Here is a 4017-nt window from a genome sequence, read left to right on the forward strand (position 1 = left end):
ACGCGACCAGGGGTAGTTGCCTGGATCGCGACCTCAGTGGCGGTTGCCGCCGCGGCCTGCCGGGGCGGGGGCTCGGCAGGCCGCGGTACCGGAGGCAAGGTGGAACAGGGCGTCACGGCCGGCGCGGACATCATCGAGGGAATCCAGGGCGCAGGCCCGCCGGACGCTCCGGGGGTCCCGGGCGGGTCCGCGGCAGGGGGCGCGTCAGGCGGCGCCGGGCAGCCAGGCGGTGGTGGTTCCGCCTGCATCGGGACGTACTCCTTCGCCCGCTTGACCATCGGGACACAGGTGATGACCGGCGACGCCCAACTGACCATCGACAAGTACGGCGCGGGCTCCTGGGCGATGACCCGGCCGAGTGCCGTTTCCGACAGCTTCACGGCCGCAGGCGGTCGCTATACGTCGCTGGGGCGGTCCACGAACCCGCCGACATCGGTCGACGGGTTCAGCTGCACCGCACAAGGAACGCAGGTGACGCTGACCGGCATCAACGCCAAGCAGGCCCGCTGGACCCTGGTACTCACCAAGGCCGCCGGAACCCGGTAGTGGCGCCGGCCGCGTCGATCGGAAGGGCCGGGCCGGGCGGCACGGGCCGGACTCCGCAAGCCGAACCCCGCGAGGCGGACCGGGCGCTCAGCCTTGCGCCAAGCCGTCGATGAGCTCGTCCGCGGCCGCGTACGGGTCGAGGGTGCCCGCCAGGATCCGGTCGGCGAGGCCGTCCGCGCGCCGCCCCTCGGCGACATCGCCCATGCGGGACCGGAGTTCGGCCAGCGCGATGGCCTCGATCTCGGCCCGTACGCGGCGCCGGCGGCGCAGGTCGAGGGTGCCGTTCGCGGCCATCCACGCGCGGTGCTTCTCCAGTGCCTCGACGACCTCGTCCAGGCCCTCGCCGCGCGAGGCGACGGTCTTGAGGATCGGCGGGCGCCACGACTCCGGGCCGCGCGAAGGGCCCAGCGACAGCATGTGGTTGAGCTCTCGCGCGGTGGTCTGGGCGCCGTCGCGGTCGGCTTTGTTGACCACGTAGACGTCGCCGATCTCCAGGATCCCGGCCTTGGCGGCCTGGATCCCGTCGCCCATGCCGGGGGCCATCAGGACCACGGTGGTGTCGGCCGCCGACGCGACCTCGATCTCGGACTGCCCGACGCCCACGGTCTCGACGAGGATCACGTCGCAGCCGGCCGCGTCCAGCACGCGCAGCGCCTGCGGGGTGGCCCACGCCAGCCCGCCGAGGTGGCCGCGCGAGGCCATCGAGCGGATGAAGACGCCGGTGTCGGTGGCGTGCTCCTGCATGCGGATCCGGTCGCCGAGCAGCGCGCCGCCGGAGAACGGCGACGAGGGGTCGACGGCCAGTACCCCGACCCGCTTGCCGACCGCGCGGTACGCGGAGACCAGTGCGGACGTGGACGTCGACTTGCCCACCCCGGGCGGCCCCGTGAGCCCCACGACGTACGCCTGCCCGGTGTGCGGCGCCAGCGCGGCCATCACCTCGCGCAGGCTCGGCGAGGCGTCCTCGACCAGCGAGATCAGCCGCGCCACCGCCCGCGGCTGCCCCGCCCGCGCCTGCTCGACCAGCATGGCCACATCCGTGCGCCGGGCCAACACGACTCCTTCGGGTCGGACGGCGGGCGCGGTCGTGCCCCGCCCGTGGACAGTGCCCGGCGCCTGCGCCCGCACACCTGATGGACCCCCGGGTGGGGGCGATGGCGCCGGTCGGGTCGAGCGGACGGCGGGTGCCGGATCGGCATACGGGCCGATACGACGAGCGTGCGGTGCGCGGGTGGACCACCCGCTCACCGCACGCTCGCGAGAACTACCGGCCGTGCAGGTCGGCGCGCACCGGTCGGCGGAGTTGCCCGCCGCCGCCTGGTGCGTGCCGTGCCGTACCGCGCGGGTCGGGCGTCAGCCCTGCTGCGGAACCGTCAGGATCAGCGCGTCGCCCTGGCCGCCGCCGCCGCACAGGGCCGCCGCGCCGGTGCCGCCGCCGCGGCGCTTGAGCTCGAGCGCCAGGTGCAGCACCACGCGGGCGCCGGACATGCCGATCGGGTGGCCGAGCGCGATGGCGCCGCCGTTGACATTCACCTTCTCGCCGTCCACGCCCAGGTCGCGCATGGACTGGATGCCGACCGACGCGAAGGCCTCGTTGATCTCGATGAGGTCCAGGTCCTCGACCGCCAGGCCCTGCTTGCCGAGCGCGTGCTTGATGGCGTTGGACGGCTGCGACTGCAGCGAGTTGTCCGGGCCGGCCACGTTGCCGTGCGCGCCGATCTCGGCGAGCCACTCGATGCCCAGCTCCTCGGCCTTCGCCTTGGACATGACCACGACCGCGGCGGCACCGTCGGAGATCTGCGACGCGGAGCCGGCCGTGATGGTGCCGTCCTTGGTGAACGCGGGGCGCAGCTTGCCCAGCGACTCGGCCGTGGTGTCCGCGCGCACGCCCTCGTCGACCGAGAACTGCACCGGGTCGCCCTTGCGCTGCGGGATGGCCACCGGGACGATCTCGTCGTCGAAGACGCCGTTCTTCTGGGCCGCGGCGGCGAGCTGGTGCGAGCGCGCCGAGAAGGCGTCCTGCTCCTCGCGCGAGATGCCCAGCTTGGCGTTGTGGTACTCGGTCGACTCGCCCATCGGGATGTTGTCGAACGCGTCGGTGAGACCGTCGTACGCCATGGCGTCCAACATCTCGATGGCGCCGTACTTGAAGCCCTCGCGCGACTTCGGCAGCAGGTGCGGGGCGTTGGTCATGGACTCCATGCCGCCGGCCACCACGATGTCGAACTCGCCCGCGCGGATGAGCTGGTCGGCGAGCGCGATGGCGTCCAGGCCGGAGAGGCAGACCTTGTTGATGGTCAGCGACGGGACGCCCATCGGGATGCCGGCCTTGACCGACGCCTGGCGGGCGGGCATCTGGCCCGCGCCGGCCTGCAGCACCTGGCCCATGATCACGTACTGCACCTGGTCGCCCGCGACGCCGGCGCGCTCCAGCGCGGCCTTGATCACGATGCCGCCGAGGTCGGTGGCGGAGAAGCCCTTGAGGGAGCCGAGCAGTCGGCCCATGGGCGTGCGCGCCCCGGCGACGATGACAGAACCGGCCATGAGAGTGGCCTCCAGAGAGGTGAAGTGAGGGTTTGGGCGGAAACATACCCGCCTGTGTGTCGTGGTCGGCAGGGGTCCTGTTGTGACAGAACGCACGACCCACCTCAGGAGACCGGATGCGGTCTCGACCATAGTGTCGCTTAGACAAACAGGGTACCTACTCAGAGGTAACCCTTAAGACCCGGGAGGGCACGTGCTCACGCGCATCGACCACATCGGCATCGCCTGCCGCAACCTCGACGAGACCGTGAAGTTCTACGAGGAGACGTACGGCTTCACCGTCTTCCACAGCGAGGTCAACGAGGAGCAGGGCGTCCGCGAGGCCATGCTCAAGATCAACGAGACGAGCGACGGCGGCGCCTCGTACCTGCAGCTCCTGGAGCCGATCCGGGAGGACTCCACGGTCGCCAAGTGGCTGGAGAAGAACGGCGAGGGCGTGCACCACATCGCCTTCGGCACCGCGGACGTGGACGGCGACGCGGACGCGATCCGCGGCAAGGGCGTCCGGGTCCTGTACGACGAGCCCCGGCGTGGTTCCATGGGCTCGCGCATCACGTTCCTGCACCCCAAGGACTGCCACGGCGTGCTGACCGAACTGGTCACCTCGGCCCCGGCCGACGCCGAGCACTGAGCCCGGCACCGCGCACGGAACCACCGGCCCGCACACCCTCGGCGGGCTGACAGAACGTCAAACCGGGGGCGGGATTCCTACGGGCCCGCCCCTTGGCATACCCCGGTGCCGAGCCTTACGTTACCGATGGGTAATTTCTCGCCAACCCTCAACTCCCGACGCCGACCCTGGAGGCCGACGATGAAGGAGATCCTCGACGCCATCCTCGCTGGGGACACCCCGCAGGAAGCGTACGAAGCCCTTCCCCTGCCCGAGTCCTACCGCGCCGTCACCGTCCACAAGGACGAAGAGACGAT

At 71.6% G+C, this 4017-nt stretch carries 4 protein-coding genes; 2 read left to right on the forward strand and 2 right to left on the reverse strand.

The annotated features are described in order from the left end of the window. Positions 1 to 270 precede the first annotated feature (270 nt). Positions 271 to 546, forward strand: a complete 276-nt coding sequence (locus LZ495_RS16005) for a hypothetical protein (protein ID WP_235052855.1) — start codon at positions 271 to 273, stop codon at positions 544 to 546. 87 nt (positions 547 to 633) lie between these two features. Here LZ495_RS16005 and meaB read toward each other — a convergent pair whose 3' ends face one another. Continuing rightward, positions 634 to 1575, reverse strand: a complete 942-nt coding sequence (gene meaB, locus LZ495_RS16010) for a methylmalonyl Co-A mutase-associated GTPase MeaB (protein WP_235052880.1) — start codon at positions 1573 to 1575, stop codon at positions 634 to 636. Between the two features lie 324 nt (positions 1576 to 1899). Beyond that, positions 1900 to 3090 (reverse strand): acetyl-CoA C-acetyltransferase, encoded by a 1191-nt coding sequence (locus LZ495_RS16015; protein ID WP_235052856.1) that lies wholly within the window; start codon positions 3088 to 3090, stop codon positions 1900 to 1902. Between the two features lie 193 nt (positions 3091 to 3283). Between LZ495_RS16015 and mce the strand changes: the two genes are divergently transcribed. Next, entirely contained in the window at positions 3284 to 3721 is a 438-nt protein-coding gene (gene mce, locus LZ495_RS16020) for a methylmalonyl-CoA epimerase (protein ID WP_235052857.1), read from the forward strand. The last annotated feature ends 296 nt before the right edge of the window (positions 3722 to 4017 follow it).

Source organism: Yinghuangia soli, assembly GCF_021502675.1.
In the GTDB taxonomy this organism is placed as follows: Bacteria; Actinomycetota; Actinomycetes; order Streptomycetales; family Streptomycetaceae; genus Yinghuangia; species Yinghuangia soli.

What these genes read in the sequence shown, in the direction of transcription:
- meaB (WP_235052880.1), bottom strand. Translation starts at nt 1,575, where the DNA reads ATGCTGGTCGAGCAGGCGCGGGCGGGGCAGCCGCGGGCGGTGGCGCGG.
- LZ495_RS16015 (WP_235052856.1), bottom strand. Translation starts at nt 3,090, where the DNA reads ATGGCCGGTTCTGTCATCGTCGCCGGGGCGCGCACGCCCATGGGCCGA.